Source organism: Paenibacillus sp. YAF4_2 (genome assembly GCF_052113225.1).
GTDB lineage: Bacteria > Bacillota > Bacilli > Paenibacillales > Paenibacillaceae > Pristimantibacillus.
This window is the reverse complement of the sequence record NZ_JBFRCT010000005.1, coordinates 181,864-200,408: the sequence shown is the minus strand read 5'-3', so window position 1 is coordinate 200,408 and position 18,545 is coordinate 181,864. Positions and strand designations below refer to the sequence as shown.

The following is an 18,545-nucleotide window of genomic DNA, read 5'->3' as shown; positions in this document are numbered from 1 at the left end:
TGGGGCCGCGATAAGACCCTGCCGGGGTCTTATTGGCCCTGTTCTTGCCCTGCGTGGGGCGAATAACGCCCTCGCAAGGTCTTATTTGCCTGCCCAGCGGCGGGTTTATCGCCTCGGGCTGGCCTTGGGGCCCTGATAAGACCCTGCGGGGGTCTTATTGGCCCTGTTCTTTCCCTGCGCGGGGCGAATAACGCCCTCGCAAGGTCTTATTTGCCTGCCCAGCGGCGGGTTTACCGCCTCGGGCTGGCCTTTGTATTCCGTTAAGGTTACTAGTTACCTTCGATGTTTGCGCGAACTCAGACCCACGCTTCCTACTCAGCTTTTGGCGCTCCGGCCTTAGTCGCCTTCCGCGCCTCCATGCGGCGCGGAACCCGCTGCCGCCCCGATACTCTTCACGGGGCGGGCTGGCACTCCGGCCGCCAGCATGCCTGCGGCGACCGGCTTGGTGACAACCGCGCCTGCAGCAATGACCGCTCGCGCGCCGATCTCTACGCCGGCGAGGATGCGGACGCCGCAGCCGATCCAGACATCTCGGCCAATGCGAATGGCCGAGCCCAGCACGGGATTGTCGCGGATCGGAAGCGATGGGTCGTTCCAGGTGTGCTGGAACGAGACAAGCGACGATTGATGCGCAATCGATACTTCGTCCTCGATAATAAGTCCGCCATAAGCATCGATATAGCATTGCTTATGGATACTCACATTCGAGCCGATTACAAGCCGCTCCGGATAACGGAGCTCCACGGAGCGTCCGATCAACACGTTATCGCCGCAGCGTTTGGCGAGTCGTCTTAGCAAGACGTACCGCATAGCCACACCCGGCAGATCCGGTAGCCAATCACTTAGTACCCACATCCACTGAAGCAGCGGCCTCGGCAGCGGCTTCAGTACCTTTTCCGTCAAGCGAAGAATCCCCCGGAACTTACCGAACTGATCGCGGCCCCGTTTCTTCGTCTTATGCACGCTGCTGCGTTCCAAGCGATTTCTCGTCCATTCACCTGCCCTATGTTGTTCTTGTTCCTGCATGTCCATCGTCCCCCTTTCCTCCAGCAAGCCGTCCATGCCAAGCAGGAGATTTTGTTCCTCCAAGCGGCATACCAGCCGTATTAAGCTGCTGCAGCTCACCTTTTTGTTCAGCTTCTAATAACTGAATTTTCCGATGTTTCAGAATAAAGATTTTGCGGCACCATACAAGCGCATAACCGCTGATGGTGTAGATCAATGGCAGAACAGGAAGCTTCTTGCGCACCATGTTATCCCCGATTGTCCCTACACCGTAGTCGAGCTCTCGGCCCGTAATCGTCACGTATCCGACCAACACCAGCGCGCAGGCATAAGTGAAGATAAGCACCGCAGCCATCAGATAAAACTTCCGTGTCTCTTTGTAGACGATGGCCTGATAGACCGAGATCATGAGGATAATCCCCATAAACACTGCTTCCAGTGTCCGAAGCAAAAGCTCCGGCTCCCAGTTGCTGAAATTAATCGGGTTTGGACTAATGAACAAGAAGACCGACAGCATCCCGGCGTTGATGATGCCAAGAGGTCCAATCTGCATAAACAAAAGCCCCGCGGCGGCAAGCATGACGCCAATTGCAGTACGAATCCGCTGCGTATATAAGAAATAAAAACAAAGTGTATATATTACCGCGTAATCCCGAAGCCCAGTGGAGTACAGCACAACGATGATGAACAACAGCCACCTTTTGCGAAGCAGCAGCATCGCCCCTAGCAGCCCCAGCCATACGCAGGTAATGTCTTTTGCAAACAAAGAGGACATGTACATCAGCGACGGACTAAGCATCAGCCCGATGACTGAGATCAGAATAAACGGCTGTCTCGCATTGTCCGGATCAGGAAGCGCGTAAGCAAAGCGGCTTTCGTTCAGCTTGTAGGCGTTATTCACGATCAGGATCAATATCACGGTATTGAACAAAATAATCGCCAGCGGATCATCCAGCTCCAGCCATTTGAAGAATGGCATATAGAGCATGCCGAATACCGGATAGGCGGAAATGTTCATCCAGCCGTTCTGTACCTGCTCCATCGCATACGGCATAAATTGCGACAGCTTCTCGAAGGTCGTTACCTGCTCGTAGTAATGAATCTCATCTGGTCCGGCAAGCGGATTAACGGTTGCCGCATAGATTGCTTTACCCGCCAGCGTGGCGGTGAAGCTTACCATCAGCAGCACCGGCGCATTCGGCCAGCGCATGAGCACGAAGAACGGAAGCAGCAGCCCGCAGTATAGAATCAGCGACAGTTTTTCATCCGCGGCAAAAGCCCACTTCGCCGTCAGGATCAGGAGGACGGAATAGCCGAGCAGCATGACCTTCCGCGAATCGATAAAACGATCAGCCTGCATACAATCGCTCCAGCTTCGCCGCGCTTACGCGAATATCGTAGCCGCGCTCTCCTAATGCTGCCGCTCTTGCCTGCCATTCCCCGCCGCCATGGCCTTTGCGCTCTGCCAGACTAGCCATTGCTTCTGCCCAGCGCTCCGGTGAATCATTCACCGCAAGCCGCTCGATTAGACCAATCCGCAGATCCGCTTCACGTGGTACACCTTCCGAGATCAAGCATGGTACTCCTGCCGCCTGAGCTTCAATGAGCACAATGCCAAGTCCTTCGTACAAGGATGGAAGCACGAATGCGTCCAGCGCACCTAGCAGCTCCGGTACATCCTTACGAAGGCCAAGGAAGCTGACTTTGTCTGCTACTCCAAGCTCCTTCGCCTTACGTTCCATCTCAGGTTTTAGCGGACCGTCTCCGCAAAGCAAGAGACGCGACTTCGGACGCTGCTTCACGAGGAAGGCAAAGCTATCAAGCAGCAGCGCATGATTCTTTTGTTTGCTGAACCGGCCGATATGACCAATCAACAATTCATCATCCGATACCCCGAAGCGACGGCGCAATTCCTGACGGTTCTCCTGAACGAGTGACTCATAAGGAGCAAGTGTTATTGCATTCGGGAATACATCAACCCGTCCATCCTTCCAGCAGCTTGAGCCAAAGAGCGATTCACAAGCAGCGCGTGAGCAGCCCAGCATGTCCGTAGAGTGACGGCGGATCAGTCCTCGCATATACGACCGGTAGATATTACGCAGCGGCGAGGATGACTTACTGTCGCTTGTGTTATGACTATGGCTGATCCTCACAGGTACACCGAGCTTGTCAGCCAGCTTGAGCACATAGCCGCTGAAGCCAAATACATGACTATGAACCGCAGCATAAGGCCCGTACTTGTTCATGTTCTCCATCAGCTGTTTGCGGAAGGAACGAATTCCGTCCTTCGGCGGCGGCTGAACGAAGATTGTCCCGCCAAGCTCTCGGATCTCCTCATCATAGAAAGAAGGCTCCGGCGACTGTACGGCAAAATGGAATTCGTACTTGTCCCGATCAATATTCCGATAAACATTCATCAGCAACGTCTCGATGCCGCCTGGATGCATGCGTCCAACGACGTGCAGCACTTTGATTTTGTTATGGCTCATGGCAGTATTCTCCCGATATGTTCATAGAGCTGCAGTTTTTTATCATTAATGGCTTCTGCCGAATCGGCCATCCTGCCTTCCACTGCCGCAGCAAGCTGCTGCCTGCTTTCACGGAAGTCGATTAGCTGGCTGGACATGCCGAGATCGGCGAAAATATTTTCAAGCTTCCGGTCCCAGATAAGTCCGTATGTCGGCTTGCCCATCGCAAGCGACGGGATGCAGGCATGAAGACGCTGCGCAATAACGGTATGGCAGGCGGCAATCGTGCCAACAAGCTGCTCAACTGTTGTTGGATACGGCGTCATCTCGACACCCGGTACACCTTTCAACCGAGGCTTTACAAATTGCTCAACAAAAGCGTTATCTGATGCTGCACCGTTGGTGAACAAGCTTACCTCATGACCGGCTGCAAGAGCCTCCTTCGCTGCAGCAGCCCACCAATCGGCACAGTCTTCACGTTCCCAGCGGAGCTCACAGTGACGATTCATCTCATGGGGATCCATAATACCGAGGCCAATCTTCCGTTTCCCTGGTCTTTCAACACCAGCGGATACCTCCGTCAAACCAAAGGCTTCTGGCGTGAACAGCGCGGGGTCAGCCAAAGTAACCGTCTTACTCTCCAGCCTTGGATCCAGTTGAAGCAGAAAACGCCGCGAGTCCTCATCCCTCACAGCAATAGAAGCGGCATACCGGCAAACCCCAAGCAGCCAGCGCTTTGCTTGCGCACTCCAAGGTCCACGTGCACCAACAAGCAGAATATGAAGTGGCTTGCCTTGACGTTTGGCTTCTTCCGCCACACGACGGACAGCCAGCGGGAACGTCCAATACGTATCGATCAGCAGGTGTCCGCCCCCAATAAATACCGCTTCCGACTCACTAACTGCCTTCTTCAGTTCGCCGTTCAGCTTCTCGTTCTTGCTGCGATGCAGCCAATAAGCCTTCAAGCGGCGAAGGGCATCCGGCGTCATCTTCTTGCTTGAGCCGGCACTGTTCAGCTTAAGGGCTGGTGCCGAAGCGGCTTGCGCCGCCTTTGCTGCTGGAGCACCAGCAATCGCATAATGCAGACCACCACGAGCCGAGTAGATCGGCATCGATTGATCACAGCGGCCATCCAGCAGATCAAAATGGATAACCTGATGCTTGCCGCGCATAGCGATAATGCGATTTAACGTATAGGCAATGAGGCCGTCCCCTAAATTTGGCGACTTCGGAACCCCCGCCAGCAATACTTTCTTCACGAGTAATTCCCCCTCTTTCTAACAAGTGATAATCTTGGCGCCCAGGCAAGCGTCTGCACACCAGGCTTACGACTGACGAGCAGCACGGCCGCTGAGTTCCAGACGATAAGAGATAAAGTAGCAGCAAGTGCGCCGCCCAGCATGCCAAGCTGCGGAATAAGCAGCGCGTTAAGGCCTGCATTCACTACCGCTGCAGCAATAAGTATTTTAGTCAATGAGTTCTGGCGTCCGGTCATAGTAGCTACCGTACCGTTCTGCCCGCAGTAAGCACTGAACAGTTGGCCAAAGGCCAGAATGAGCAGCGACGGGTACGCCTTCGTGAACTCGGCGCCGAACAATCCTAGCGTCCAATGTCCGAAGATGACGAAGTAGGCAAAAACGACAGCCGCGAATGCAAAACCAATTCGGCCTGTCCGTCTGCACACCCGCTGCAGTCCGTTCATGTCGCCTTTCGCGTACATTTCCGATACAAGCGGCGAAGCCGTCATATTGACCGCCGTCAGCATGAACGATACCAGTACAGCCAATCGAACTGCTGCGGAGAATAAGCCCGACTCCGTCTCTCCCCGCATAAACCCCATCATTAACACATTTAATTGTCCAAGGATTAAATACATGCCGGCATTAACCATTAACGACGATGATAATCGCAGCCAGCCCCGTGTCTCAAAGCTAGGAACAACTGCCGCGGTCTGTGTGCCGATCCGCTTCTTCAGCACAACGGCACCAATCACGTAGGTGACCGCTGTTGCGAGCAGATAGCAGAGCAGCGCCAGAGCAGCGCCAAGCTTCACGCCCGCTGCCCCAAGTGCAGCGACAAAGCCGATGGTCAGCACCGGCCGGATAATCTTCTCCGGCAGCTGTGCGAACAACGCGTCCTTCATCGCTTGCAATGCACTTTGACGTAAGGTTGCAAGCGTCAGAAGCGGAATGGCGGCAAAACCAGCGATATAAGCAATCGTCTTCGCATGATCAGCGGTTTCGCTTTGCTTCCCACTGCCCCAGTCCATCCAAGCCACAACCGCAATGCCAATGATCGCAGTAAGAATGGAGAGGGTGAAGCCTATCTGATTACTGCGGCGCAAGAGGCCTTTAATCAGAGGCCAGTCTCCCTTTACCCGGTAGGCAGAGACGAGCTTAACCGTTGCCGTATCAAAGCCAAGCTTCGCCGGAAACACCATAAACGTAACAACTGTCGTTACGAAGGCATAAATACCGTAATCTGCTACACCAAGAAGTCTTGCCAGTGCGATCTGCAGCAGCATCGCCAGTCCCATGCCAATCGAATTGATTAGGAAGCTGGCGCCTCCTCCCCGGCTAAGCCGAGTTGTTATAAGCGTTCGGACAGACTTGATGGCTGAAGCGCCCGATTTTTCGCCGTCCTTCATGCTGCACTCTCCTAAAAAGAATTGCTGAAAAGAATTCATTAACCAACAGCTGTGGCGCCGCCGTTCCGGTAAGTTGGCACCAGATGCTGCAGAACCGCACGGATATCATCCGGATGCTGTCCAAGCACCTTTTCCATCTTGCGAATTTCGAAATCAAGATCTTTACGGTTGAGCTGTACAGGTCTGCCGATGAAGATTCGATTGTGTATCGTCGAAGTAAGACCTTCTTCATTTGTCAGCAGCTCTTCATACAGCTTCTCGCCTTCACGCATACCGGAGAACGTAATGTCGATATCGACATGCGGCTCGTAGCCAGACAAGCGGATCAGGTCAACAGCCAGATCGTAAATTTTAACCGGCTTGCCCATATCGAGAATGAATACCTCGCCGCCTTTGGCGAATGAGCCTGCTTGGATAACAAGCTGAACGGCTTCCGGGATTGTCATGAAATACCGCACCATCTCAGGATGCGTAACCGTCACCGGGCCACCTTTCACAATCTGCTCCTTGAACCGCGGAATAACGCTGCCGCGGCTGCCAAGCACGTTGCCGAATCGCACCGCTACAAACTTCGTATTGCTGTGCATGTCGAGACTTTGAATGAACATCTCGGCGATCCGTTTCGTTGTTCCCATGACGCTTGTTGGGTTAACGGCTTTATCTGTGGAGATGAGCACGAAACGCTCTGCTCCATATGCATCTGCGCATTCGGCTACATTTTTGGTACCAAATACGTTGTTCTTAATCGCTTCTGCAGGGTTACGCTCCATCAGCGGCACATGCTTATGCGCTGCGGCATGGAAGACAACCTGCGGCTTGAATTTAGCAAATACGCTATCGATACGCGTCCGGTCCTGCACATCTGCAATAACTGTTTCGATCGGCAGATGAGGGAAAAGACTGCGCATTTCCATCTCAATCGTATAAATACTGTTCTCGCCGTGGCCAAGAAGCAGCAGCTTGCTTGGCGCGAAAGGCGCGATCTGGCGGCAAAGCTCTGAGCCGATTGAACCACCAGCACCTGTTACGAGCACCACTTTATTTTGAACATAGCCGGCAATATGCTCGAGATCCGTACGGATCGGGTCACGCCCGAGCAGGTCTTCAACGCTGACATCCCGCATCCGGCCTGCCGCACCGCGGTTATCGATCATATCCTGCAGATCCGGTACAATCTTCAGCTTGGCTTTCGTTGTTTTGCAAAGGTTAACAAGCTCAGAGATTTGCGACTTCGATACCGACGGCATCGCGATAATAATTTCGTCAATATGATGTGATTCCACGACGCAAGCAATCTCCCGGCGGTTGCCTAGAACAGGTAGACCAAGGACATCCATCAGGTGCTTATATGGGTCGTCATCAATAAAACCTACCGGCGTTACGCTTACGCCATCGTTCTGCTGCATTTCCTTCGCGATCAGCGTACCGCAGCTGCCTGCACCGATGATCAAGGCACGGCGGCTATCAACAGCGGGCTTTCTTACGCTGTATTTATCGCAGAAGATACGCCAGGTAAGGCGCGGGCCAGCCATAAGCAAGAAGATGCCTGCTGCGTGATGCAGCATCAAGAGCGTATATGCTTCACCTTGCATCACCCACCAAGCAGCAAACGGGATAATAGCCGCAGCCAGTGCGACCTGCAGCATGCAGAGCATGTCGGAGATACCGGTATACTGCCAGATCCGGCGGTGAAGCCGCATCCGATGAAGCCTCCAGAACCCGACGACTGCTGCTAAAGCTGCATAAGCCAGCCAGGCAATAGCCCCGCCTTGCGGAGCTGATGGTTCAAGCGCATACGCTATAGCGAAGCTGACAAGCATAGCTGCCAAATCCCCCGCTACAATGACTTTTGTCCGATAATGAGCCAGCACAATGAATTCCTCCTTAAAAGAATTGTGAAGCAAGCATCTGCTTAAAGAATTGTGAAGTAATTCTTGCTTCATAAGCATCAACTTGTTCTAATCAGGTCTATACCGCTTTAGGTTGTGGTCCTCTCACGTCCGTTCCACGTATTCGTAATAAGGTCCCGCATCGCGGTGAGCGGTTTGATTGAGGGCAATACCAACGATTCTTGCCTGCACGAATTGCAGTGCATTCCGTGCTTTGATTGCATGCTGTCTTTTACCGGTACGAGCATTCACGACAAGCAGCACACCGTCACTCTTGGAGGACACAACCTGCGCATCCGCAACTGCAAGTACCGGCGGGGTATCGATCAAGACGATATCGTACTGCTCACGAAGCTGATCGAGCAGTGCATCCATTCGAGATGAACCTAACAGCTCCGAAGGATTTGGCGGAATCGGCCCGGAGGTCATCACATCAAGCCCCGGTATACGGCTTTCCTTCACCACTTCTCTCAGATCTGCCTGTCCGGATAAGACATGCGACAATCCCGTTCGATTACTTAAGCCAAAAGTGAAATGGGCTGTAGGCTTCCGAAGATCCGCATCAACAAGAATCGTTCGCTTTTCCATCTGCGCATAAGTAACCGCCAAATTCATGATCGTTGTTGATTTGCCTTCCTTTGGTCCCGCCGAAGTCACCATGAGCAGCTGCAGTGGACGATCCGTCTCGGCATATTGCAGATTCGTACGTAAGGTTCGGTATGCTTCTGAGATCGGAGAAGTCGGATTTGCGTCGGCTACAACCGGGCGAAGTTTAAGATCACTGCGTGACATTCTTCTCACCGTCCTTCCCTGTACTCGTCGTCTTACTTATAGAGTGTGTTTTCGGCTTCAAATCACCTTGCTTAATATTCGGTATGGCTGCCAGCGTAGGAAGGCCAAGATACCGTTCCACATCCGCTTCCGTGCGGATCGTATCATCGAAATAGTTAAGGGCCAGAACAAGTGTAACCGAGAGTAGGAATGCTGCGACAAAACCGATTGCCGTGTTCAGCTTCGTATCCGGCTTTACCTTCACAGGCTGATCATCGAGGTCTGCTGTATGAAGGATGTACACGTTGTCGACCTTCATAATGAGTGGAATTTGCTGTTGAAATACATAGGAGACTGTGTTAACCACTTGTGCTGCTCTTTTGTAGTCCGTGTCCAAGTAAGAAATGGTAACAACCTGCGTCCCATTTACCGAGCTGAACCGGATATTATGCATAAGCTGATCCGTCGTCAGCCCGAGCTCAGGATGTTTCTGTACCACTAGGTCCATAATGGCCGGGGTACGGATAATTTCCTTGTACGTATTAATTAAGCTTAAATTTGTGTTGATCATATTCAGATCCAGCTTGAACGATCCCGCCTGACCCGCTGTCGAGTTGACGATCAGTTTCGTATAGGCTTGATAGACAGGCTTCATCACCCATGCACTATAGGCTCCCGCCGCTGTCGCACCAATAATGGTCACGATAATGACGAGCCAAAGCTTTTTCCGAACGAGCCACACTATTTCCTTTAAATCCAATTGGCTGCTCAAAACGACAATAACCTCCATCCCTTTCATCAACATTCGACTTTGATTATGTCACAAGGGTCCCCCTGACAATGAGGGAAGAAGGTAATATTTTCAATTAGGCGGCTGTTATCATTTTTTGATTATTATTGCATGCTGAATTTCCTAGCTTTTCATATTTCTCATCATGAATTAATGAAAAAGAGAGAATTATTTCCAGTAAATTGATGAATTATTCGATCAAAATCGATGTATTTCTAGGTATCCAAAACACATCCATTGGCATAGAGTCAGGATTTCGCAAAAATCGTGATTTTCCGCGTAACAGCGCGCTCTGCGGAATATGGAAGCATGAGGAAAAAATGTGTGCGGAGGTTAATGCCGAGTAAAATGCAAGGACTTTTGCCACAGACAGTAGCAGAATCGGGATATTGCCCGGCAGGTCAAAAATGATAAGAGTATTCTCATAAAGGACAACCCTCCCGATTTCCTGCCAGTTGGCCTAGGTTTGTCCTTATTTTATAGTCTATTGACCCTGATTAGGCAGAATCAAGCAGTAAATGAAGGCTTGAGCAATGGCAATTCATGAACATTTGATGTCGTTTTTCTTCATAAAGGATACTAGTGGTCGAAAAAAACTGTTATTACGCTAGTTGCTTGCCATCTCCTTTGAACTAATTGTAAATAACCTAGTCCAGCGGTAGGACATTGGACAATTGGTTTGAGCGCAGCAGCAACCCTTTTTGGGAGTCCCCTAGGCCGCCTGTAGGAGGGGTTTTATGACAACACCCATTATAATTTCGCGCTCATTCTCACTCGTTTGGATGCTTTTCTCACTCAATTGCCAGCCGTTTAAGCACGACTTTATCCATTTGTCATATCATCCAACCGCTTTTTTTCTCCATTATCACCCCCTGTATCCTTCATTGGAGCACCATGCTCAACTAACTACCTGACGTTCTTCTATTCGAACCATCTGTCCTTTCACCCACCTCTCTCACATTTCACCTAACTAGCGCGCTACGTTGGATTTTCTACACTATAATTACTCCTCGGGACATCCTCATAAAGCTAGACTGGATTTCATCCAACAGAATCGAATGAATTCCTTTTGAGAACGTCAAAATGAGGCTATTATAGTGGAGGAAATCCAGTGTAGAGTAGCAGTTGGCTGTATGAGCTTTGTTTTACTGGAGGAAATCCAACATACAGAAGAAGCCTAGTCAGATCCAATTGGACCTGACTAGGCTCTTTTTAAATACACAATATTAATTGCTTGTTTCGACTCGAACGTTAGTCGTAGATTCCTTGGAGGAGGACTGCTTATGCTTTCCTCTAATGAAGAGAGCAACCGACAAGAAGCCCAAAGCCAGCATACCGGCCAGCACGAATAGTGCAGGAACGAGATGGTCACCAAAAGCCTCCGGTGAAGTAATAGCCCCACCACTCTCAAAGACAAGACCGCTGATCGCTACGCCAAACACACCGCCAAGCTCACGCGACGCATTGCTTAAGCCACTTGCTTCACCTGCCGCATTTTCCGGAACAGATGTAAGAATACCGTGGGATAACGGCGTAAAGCTGAAGCCCATACCTGCGCCTGCCGCAACCATTGCTGGGACTAGAATGGCAAACGGGAAGACTGCGCCTTGATTGATAATAAGTATTGCAATATAGATCATCGCAGCTGTCTGCAGCAATAGTCCAAAGAGCAGGATTCGTTTGGTACCGTAACGTCCGACTAGTAATCCCGCAACCGGCGCACAAATCATCGTACATACGGTCCATGCCATTTCCCTTACCCCTGCCCCAAGAGCAGAATAACCTTGAGCTTGCTGCAGGAACAAAGTCAGCAGGAAGATCGCACCAAAGATCCCCGCATTCATCCAAAAACCAGCCGACAAGTAGGCACTGTACGTCCGGTTACGGAAATATTCGAATTGCACGAACGGCTGCTTCCGGCTGCGCTCCCACAGGTAGAACGCCAGCAGAAGGACTGCCCCGCCTGCCATCGATCCCCAGACATCAACTGTTCCCCAGCCTTCCGAGTTGCCACGCATTAATCCGAATACAATGCCAAACAAGGAAGTGCCCAGCAGTACAATACCCAGCAGGTCCAAAGGCTTGCGTTCTCCCTTCGATTCCGTCAACCAAAATGCCCCGAAAATAACTGCAACAATCCCAATCGGTACGTTAATCCAGAAGACCATCTGCCAAGGAGCTCCGTTGACAATAATACCACCGACCAAAGGACCAATGGACAGCCCTAATCCGGATATGCCAGACCATAGGCCGATAGCCGCGGCACGTTTCTCAGGAGGAAATGCTGCATTCACCAGCGTCAGGCTAAGCGGGATGATCGCCGCACCGCCAATACCCTGCAAAGCCCGTGACAGCGAAAGTTCAATTGAGCTGGTACTTAGAGCAGAAGCAAGCGAGCCTAAGGTGAATAGGACGACACCGAGCAGGAACATCTTTTTACGGCCAAACCGGTCTCCCAGCACACTAAATGGAATAAGCAGTACGGCAAAAGCTAGGGTGTAGGCATTGAGAAACCATTGCAGATCGGACATACCAGCGTGGAAATCTTCCTGGATGGATGGCAGCGCCACCCCAATAACCAGATTGTCGAGCATCGCCATAAATAGGGCAATACAAGTGACAACTAGCAGCCTAACCCGTGAACCAGTAGATAGCATGTAATTCTCTCCTTTTATTGGAACTTTATTTATTGATAAATAAATGTACTCGGTAAAAAACCTCTACCGTGGCCTATCGAAAATATGCGACCGCGTCTAGAGGTGAGAATCAATGTAAATAGCGTTTTATTGCATTCCTGTTTGCCCAAGCTGTCCTAGTACCGGAAGCTGCAGCACCTCGGACAACGTAATGACCATTCCACATGCGATAAAGGATGAAGCCTGCGCGCTCGGATTCGGCAGACCGGCACGTTCGAAGCGTTCGGTGACAACCGTATGAATCTCAGCAAATTTGTCTTTCACGATCTCCCGAATATTCGGCTCAGGTGTTGCAAACGACTGCATACATAACAGAATCTCATCACGGTGTGTCGCCATCAGCTCGTTAAATGCATTGCCCATCTGATAAGCCAGTCTTTCCGGCGGAGCGTCAACCGTTGCAAAAGCATGCATTAGCCGACTCTGTGCTCTCTCAAGTACGGCCAGGTATAACCCCTCCTTCGTCTTGAAGAAATGGAACACATAAGGCTGGGTCACCCCTACCTCTGCCGCTACCATAGCCGTTGTCGTCTTATAAAATCCATTATTCGCAAACAGCGAGGCGGCAGCATCCAGGATCTGATCTTTCCGGTTCGATATAGCAGTGAAGTCTTTTTCTCTTGGCGTCATAGGCTACCTCGTTTATTTATTTATCAATAAATTAATTCATTTCACTGGAAATGTCAACTATTTCCACGCGGATTTTTTTATTTGGATTGAAAAAAGCCGACGCGAGGTCGGCTTTAAGGTATCGTTCTATGTAAACTGCTCGGCCTACCACTGTAGTACGGGTTAACCGACATATTGGGCTCGAGGTGTCCTCTAGACTGCTCGCTTACCGCCTGTAGTACGGTTTTTCCGTCTTATTAGGCTTGATGCACCTACTAAATAGGTCATTTCCCTGCCTGTAGTACGGTTTTTCCGTCTTATTGGGCTCAATGAGCCTACTAGACTGCTCATTCGGCTCTGTAGTACGGTTTTTCCGACTTATTTGGCTCAATGAGCCTACTAGACTACTCTTTCCCCGCCTGTAGTACGGTTTTTCCGTCTTATTGGGCTCAATGAGCCTACTAGACTGCTCGTTTACCGTCTGCAGTACGGTTTTTCCGTCTTATTGGGCTCAACGCAGCAACTAGACTACTACTCTTTCCCCATCTGTAGTATGGTTTTTCCGACTTATTGAGGGAAGTGTGCCGTGGGGGTTAGCTGGATGGCAACTCTGCGAGCAGCTCTTCGAACCAGTACGCTACTTTCAGCGTGCCGTCGATATCGCCGACGCCATCTTCGTCGCACCATGCGGCAGACAGCACCACATGGGCGAACCCCCACGCCAGTATCCTGGCGTGGTCAAGACCAAGCGCGCCGCACAATAGCTCCACGCGGCGCCGAATCACATCCCGCTGCCCCTTCGGCGGCAGCTGGTTCAAGAGCAGCGGAATCGTCCCGTATTCCGCCTCCCCAACCACACCCTTCGGGTCAATGGCCAGCCATCCCGGCTGCCCATCTCCCGAAGACAAAATATTCCCATGGTGCAAGTCACCATGGAGCAGCAACTGCATCCGGCTGCGCTCTCCGAGCAGCCGATCAAACACTGCTTCCGCGCGGCTGACCACGCGCTCCGGCAGCGGCCCCGTGCCGCCGCCATACCGCTGACGCAGCCGGCCAAGGCCCGCGGCCCAGTCCGCTACGGACGGGAATTCTCCCCCGTCCGGCGCGGGAACAAAGATCCGCCGCATCACCTCGGCGGCCGCCAATGTCCTATCGTCGTCACCAAGCTCCGACTCCGCCAGCATCATACCCGGGCTCACGCGCTCAATCAATAGCGCGCCTCGCTCCTCATCCGCGGCCAGCACACGCACCGCGCCGCGGCCATCATATAATCGCAGCGCCGCAAGCTCCGTGCGGAATTCCCGGCAAGGCACGCCAAGCTTAAGCACGGCAGCCGTCCCATCCCGGAGCACAGCCGGGGCTACAAAATTAAACGATAACGTAAAAGGAGATGGCAGCTCTACCGTCATCCCCCACTGCTTCTCACAATGATGCAAAAGCTGATCGAAATCCGCCAGCCACAGCTTGCCTTTTTCGCCATGAACGGATTTAATCGTCTCGCTCAAATGCTCAGGAATCTGCATAACCGACCTCTCCCCCTACGCACGCAATATTATAGCTGAACAGGAATGACGCACACCGGCCCAGCGATCTCGATCGAATAACCCGTATATACCGGCATACCCGACTCCGCAATACGGAACACCGCTGCATTATTCGTATCCTTGTTCACCGTAATCGCAAATTGGCCGCCTGGTACCAGCGCAAAATGCCGTGGATGTTTGCCTTCCGTCGACACATGTCCAACCAGTGTAAGCTGGCCGCTGTCCCCATCAACCGCAAACACAACAAGACTGTCATGACCGCGGTTAGAGCCGTACAAGAACCGGCCATCTTCCGAAATCGCAATCTCTGCGCAGCCGTTCGCTTCTGTATAACCCTCAGGCAAAGTGGATACCGTCTGCAGCGCTTCCAGAGCACCTTTTTCCGAATCGTAACGGTAAGCAATGATTGTCGAGTCCAGCTCGTTAATGACAAAAGCAAACTGACCATTCGGATGGAAAGTCATATGACGCGGGCCCGCGCCGGGATGCACAACGGTCTCGCCATGGCGAACCAGCTTGCGGTTTTCTTTATCCAGGGTATAAGCCACAATCCGGTCAATACCAAGATCCGGTACAAAAATATATTTACCATCCGGGCTGAAATTCGTGCTATGCGGATGCGGCTGATTTTGGTTCGGATGCGGACCAGTTCCTTCATGCTGCTGAATGTCGAGAAGCTCGCCGATCTCACCATTTTCCGTCAAGGAAACAAGGCTGATCCGGCCTCCATGGTAGCTGCAGAGCAGCACAAATTCGCTGTCCGCATCACGCTGAATATGGCAGGAAGGTGCTGTAATCGCAAGCTTCCGGTTTAATTCAGCAAGTTCGCTTCCCTCGATCGAAAAAGCAACACCATCGCCAACCTTCGCCCCTTCAGCGTCTACACCTTCTGCGATCGCGTATAATCTGCGGTTAGCCACGTCTACATTAAGGAAGGTTGGGTTCTTCAGCCCCGCTGCTTGATCCAGCAGAGTAAGCGTCCCTTCCGTCGTATCAAATTCATACCGGTACACGCCGCTGGCCGAAGCTTCTGCGTAAGATCCGATAAATACAGTAAGTTTCTCATTATGTAAGGTCATGAATTATTTCCTCCTGCTTCTATAAAATGCTCTCTATATTGTACCCTCTTAGAATACATAAACCAAGCTCTGTGCTCCGCATGGACAACAGGCTCATTTAAGCCTACACTGTTTTTAACGAATTCACTAATCGCGAAAGGGGAAAAAAGAATAGTGGCTATGAACCGTAAACTGTCTACCGATCCGGACTTCGAAGAGGCCGTTAAACGGCAATATCCGGTACGTGTCTTTAAGGATGATTATATTGTGAACAGCGGCGGCGCCGTGGTCCGATTCGACGACAACATCGTTGTCATTCAGTCCAGCGTAAGCGACCTCGTCTACTACACCAGGCAGGAATGCGAGTTTTTTGAGGTTCGCAAGCGATAACGGACGTTCGAAAAAATGACAACACCCTTCTAACAGGTCTATAATTACTTTAGTAGTGAGAAAATCATTATTGAAGCTTATCGAAGATGAGCGACCGCGTTACGAGGTAGATTTTATCGCCAAAGTGAAATGTTTTGCCGTCCTTTGGCGGCGCGTTTCATTTAATATCAAAGGAGTTTGCAGTATGAGCGAAAATGGAAAAATACTCGTCATGACCGCAGTTGCGGTTGAACGAGATGCCGTCCTGCGCGGTCTTCACGGAGACAACCGCTTTGAGGTGATGGAAGCAGGTGTTGGCCCGGTTGAAGCAGCTGTCAGCACAGCAACGGTGCTAACACTAGCAGGTCCTGGTGCTTATCGCCTTGTAATTTCCGCTGGTATCGCCGGTGGATTCAAGGAGCGTGCCGTGGTTGGCTCGCTTGTCGTCTCGAATACGATTATCGCCGCCGATCTTGGTGCCGAAACACCGGAAGGCTTCCACAGCGTGGACAAGCTTGGTTTTGGCTCCTCAGTTATTGAAGTAGATGTGACGCTCGCTGAGCGTTTAACTTCGGCGCTTCAAAAAGCCGGGTTACAGACAACATTAGGCCCAGTCCTTACTTTGTCTACAGTAACCGGATCAGCCGAGACGGCTGTTGCGCTCACCGAGCGTATTTCTGGTGCTGCCGCGGAAGCGATGGAAGGCTTTGGTGTTGCCGCTGCTGCTCGCCGGGCTGGTCTTCCAGTGCTGGAGCTTCGAGCCATCTCGAATCCGGTTGGCCCGCGTGACCGCAGCGCTTGGCGGATCAAGGACGCTCTGCAGTCTCTTGAAGCTGCAAGCTCCGTATTACGGGAGGTTATCGAATGAAAATTGCTTTTTCCCCGTGTCCCAATGACACGTTTGTGTTCCATGCCTTGACGCATGGACTGATTCCCGGCGCGCCGGAATTTGAAGTGACTTATGCCGATATCGACATTACCAACAACCTGGCAGCCAGCGGCGACAGTGATCTGGATGTGCTCAAAATCTCCTATGCTGCTCTGCCATGGGTGCTCAAAGACTATGCGCTTTTGCCTTGCGGCGGCGCACTTGGCCGGGGCTGCGGCCCGCTTGTTTTGACGAAAGAGAAGCTTGAAAATCCGTCTACTTTAAGCGGTAAAAAGGTTGCCGTGCCAAGCGAGCGTTCGACTGCTTATCTGCTGTTCCGTCTATGGGCTGCTCAAAATGTGCCAGGCGGCGTTGGCGAAATCATCGTTATGCCATTCCATGAGATTATGCCTGCTGTACGCGATGGCAAGATCGATGCGGGGCTTGTCATTCATGAAGCACGCTTCACTTACCAGAACTACGACTTGTCTATGCTGGTTGATCTCGGCAGCTGGTGGGAGTCCGATACCGGACTGCCGATCCCGCTTGGTGCCATTATCGCCCGCCGATCGCTGGATCTGGCATCCATCTCGAGCTGGATCGAACAATCCGTCGAGTATGCCTGGAAGCATCCCGAAGCGTCGAAGGACTATGTCATGCAGCATGCACAGGAAATGGACCCGTCCGTTGCCCAGCAGCACATTAACCTGTATGTGAATGACTTCACCGGTAACCTTGGCAGCAGCGGTTATGCCGCTATCCATTCCCTGCTCACCCGTGCAGCCGAAGAAGGCCTCGTTCCTGCCTTCGACCCGGCTCTGCTTGAGTTCCAGGGTTAACTAACAAGAAAGGGAGTCCCTCATGCCGTTCGGCGCAGGGGACTCCCTTTTTCTACTTATTCTCTTTTCTGAAAAATAAGCTTAAGGTAAGCATTATGCCAAACGCCACGAGGAAATAGCCCGTTAATAATACCGTAGTAGCACTGTATTTGAGAACAACACCAATCCCCACAGCGGTTATTTGCAAGGCTAAAAGGCCAACCATCCAGTCTTTCTTATCCCATAAAGCGATAATAGTAGTAGGCAGTAGCATTACAAAAATAATGAAAGCGAAAGAAAAGAGTAACAGCGGAGTCAGAAGGATCACCTCAGCTTAACCAGAATTAGAGACTGCTCAATATCATAACATCTTCCAATCATTCCTAAAACGAATTTAGCATTCTAACGCCTAACGATGTCCCACATCATTTAGCTCAACTAACCAGCTGCTTTCAAGACATTTCCGCACGTTTCCGCCTACCTTAACTATGTCTCGCATCGTATAGCTCTCCCCCAACCTGCCTTTTCGTCTCCTTAACGATGTCCCACATCGTTTAGCCCATCAAACCAGCTACTTTTCACTCACTTTCGCACGTTTTCGCATACCTTAACGATGTGCCGCATCGTATAGCCCTCTCCCAACCTGCCTTTTCCACTCCTTAACGATGCGCCGCATCGTTTAGCTCAACAAACCACTACTTTCAAGCCACCTTCGCACGTTTCCGCCTACCTTAACGATGTGCCCCATCGCTAAGCTGCTCGCAACCCCACAACGAAAAAGAGCTGCCCAAGTGTTGTTCACTTCAGGCAGCTCTCACTTATAACCGTACGGTCCGACTAGACATCGGAGTCGTCCCATTTTTTCGAATATGCTTTCTTTGTGACCCAAAGGGTCATCCAGGTGAGCAAAACAACGATGATGCCGGCAAAAATCCATACTCCAACAGGAACGTTCATCTGTAACTACCCCCTTCTCGCTATTACCTCTATATTAACGGACAATAGGGGGCTTT

Annotated in this window: 15 protein-coding genes; 3 read left to right on the top strand and 12 right to left on the bottom strand. The window is 51.4% G+C overall.

Annotated features, from left to right (window positions below):
- Positions 1-336: 336 nt before the first annotated feature.
- The 12 genes from AB4Y93_RS13980 to AB4Y93_RS13925 form a co-directional block, all read right to left on the bottom strand.
- Positions 337-1,026 carry an acyltransferase gene (locus tag AB4Y93_RS13980; protein WP_441892885.1) on the bottom strand — a complete coding sequence of 230 codons (690 nt, stop codon included), beginning with the start codon at positions 1,024-1,026 and terminating at the stop codon, positions 337-339.
- Positions 1,004-2,365, bottom strand: a complete 1,362-nt coding sequence (locus tag AB4Y93_RS13975) for a hypothetical protein (RefSeq protein WP_441892883.1) — start codon at positions 2,363-2,365, stop codon at positions 1,004-1,006. The genes AB4Y93_RS13980 and AB4Y93_RS13975 overlap by 23 nt, the downstream gene beginning before the upstream one ends.
- Positions 2,355-3,494, bottom strand: a complete 1,140-nt coding sequence (locus AB4Y93_RS13970) for a glycosyltransferase family 1 protein (RefSeq protein WP_441892881.1) — start codon at positions 3,492-3,494, stop codon at positions 2,355-2,357. Before AB4Y93_RS13970 ends, AB4Y93_RS13975 begins: the two co-directional genes overlap by 11 nt.
- Positions 3,491-4,732, bottom strand: a complete 1,242-nt coding sequence (locus tag AB4Y93_RS13965; protein WP_441892879.1) for a polysaccharide pyruvyl transferase family protein — start codon at positions 4,730-4,732, stop codon at positions 3,491-3,493. The genes AB4Y93_RS13970 and AB4Y93_RS13965 overlap by 4 nt, the downstream gene beginning before the upstream one ends.
- Entirely contained in the window at positions 4,729-6,120 is a 1,392-nt protein-coding gene (locus tag AB4Y93_RS13960; RefSeq protein ID WP_441892877.1) for a flippase, read from the bottom strand. Before AB4Y93_RS13960 ends, AB4Y93_RS13965 begins: the two co-directional genes overlap by 4 nt.
- 38 nt (positions 6,121-6,158) lie before the next feature.
- The gene (locus AB4Y93_RS13955; RefSeq protein ID WP_441892875.1) at positions 6,159-7,991 is read right to left on the bottom strand and encodes a polysaccharide biosynthesis protein; all 1,833 of its coding nucleotides are present in this window, start codon (positions 7,989-7,991) and stop codon (positions 6,159-6,161) included.
- 123 nt (positions 7,992-8,114) lie between these two features.
- Complete coding sequence (locus AB4Y93_RS13950) at positions 8,115-8,801, bottom strand: CpsD/CapB family tyrosine-protein kinase (protein WP_441892873.1); 687 nt, start codon at positions 8,799-8,801, stop codon at positions 8,115-8,117.
- Entirely contained in the window at positions 8,788-9,552 is a 765-nt protein-coding gene (locus AB4Y93_RS13945) for a YveK family protein (RefSeq protein WP_441892871.1), read from the bottom strand. The genes AB4Y93_RS13950 and AB4Y93_RS13945 overlap by 14 nt, the downstream gene beginning before the upstream one ends.
- A 1,244-nt stretch (positions 9,553-10,796) precedes the next feature.
- Positions 10,797-12,227 carry an MFS transporter gene (locus AB4Y93_RS13940; RefSeq protein ID WP_441892869.1) on the bottom strand — a complete coding sequence of 477 codons (1,431 nt, stop codon included), beginning with the start codon at positions 12,225-12,227 and terminating at the stop codon, positions 10,797-10,799.
- 126 nt (positions 12,228-12,353) lie between these two features.
- Positions 12,354-12,896, bottom strand: a complete 543-nt coding sequence (locus AB4Y93_RS13935; RefSeq protein ID WP_441892867.1) for a TetR/AcrR family transcriptional regulator — start codon at positions 12,894-12,896, stop codon at positions 12,354-12,356.
- A gap of 572 nt (positions 12,897-13,468) precedes the next feature.
- Positions 13,469-14,398 carry an aminoglycoside phosphotransferase family protein gene (locus tag AB4Y93_RS13930; RefSeq protein ID WP_441892865.1) on the bottom strand — a complete coding sequence of 310 codons (930 nt, stop codon included), beginning with the start codon at positions 14,396-14,398 and terminating at the stop codon, positions 13,469-13,471.
- Positions 14,399-14,427: 29 nt separating this feature from the next.
- Positions 14,428-15,498, bottom strand: a complete 1,071-nt coding sequence (locus AB4Y93_RS13925) for a lactonase family protein (protein ID WP_441892863.1) — start codon at positions 15,496-15,498, stop codon at positions 14,428-14,430.
- 153 nt (positions 15,499-15,651) lie between these two features.
- On the opposite strand from AB4Y93_RS13925, the gene AB4Y93_RS13920 reads away from it, so the two are divergent.
- The 3 genes from AB4Y93_RS13920 to AB4Y93_RS13910 all read left to right on the top strand — a co-directional run bounded on the left by AB4Y93_RS13920 (position 15,652) and on the right by AB4Y93_RS13910 (position 17,553).
- Positions 15,652-15,867 (top strand): hypothetical protein, encoded by a 216-nt coding sequence (locus AB4Y93_RS13920; protein WP_441892861.1) that lies wholly within the window; start codon positions 15,652-15,654, stop codon positions 15,865-15,867.
- A 184-nt stretch (positions 15,868-16,051) separates the two neighbouring features.
- Positions 16,052-16,714: a futalosine hydrolase gene (locus AB4Y93_RS13915; RefSeq protein ID WP_441892859.1), complete on the top strand. Its 663-nt coding sequence runs from the start codon at positions 16,052-16,054 to the stop codon at positions 16,712-16,714.
- Positions 16,711-17,553: a 1,4-dihydroxy-6-naphthoate synthase gene (locus AB4Y93_RS13910; RefSeq protein ID WP_441892857.1), complete on the top strand. Its 843-nt coding sequence runs from the start codon at positions 16,711-16,713 to the stop codon at positions 17,551-17,553. Before AB4Y93_RS13915 ends, AB4Y93_RS13910 begins: the two co-directional genes overlap by 4 nt.
- Positions 17,554-18,545 lie beyond the last annotated feature (992 nt).